Annotated in this window: 1 protein-coding gene; it reads right to left on the bottom strand. The window is 48.4% G+C overall.

The genetic code is table 11. The features are described 5' to 3' along the window. On the bottom strand, positions 1 to 257 hold a 257-nt coding region (locus tag B0E34_RS22975), incomplete at its 3' end, for a Kae1-like domain-containing protein (RefSeq protein ID WP_503327702.1). Between the last annotated feature and the right edge of the window lie 49 nt (positions 258 to 306).

Below are 306 nucleotides of genomic sequence, written 5' to 3'. Positions count from 1 at the left end.
TCTTCCGATCTGTAATGCACGCTTGCACCTATCTTGGCAAGCGATTTTTCAAGCTCATCTCGCAGTGTCAGATTGGCAGACACGCCTCCTGCGATGACCAGTTTTTTTAGCCCTGCTTGTTTGAGTGCTTTGGTGCATTTTTTGACCAGCGAGTCTATGACTGCGTATTGAAAACTTGCTGCAATGTCCGCCCTAACCACAGGGTCGCTGTCTGAGTGCGGTGTATCTTTAATCAGATTGTGTACGGCTGTTTTCATGCCACTAAAACTAAAATCTAGCCCCCTGCCCATCATCGGACGTGGCAAC

The sequence above is a fragment of the Chryseobacterium mucoviscidosis genome, from assembly GCF_002177115.1.
In the GTDB taxonomy this organism is placed as follows: Bacteria; Bacteroidota; Bacteroidia; order Flavobacteriales; family Weeksellaceae; genus Chryseobacterium; species Chryseobacterium mucoviscidosis.
This window is presented reverse-complemented; position numbering and strand designations above follow the sequence as displayed.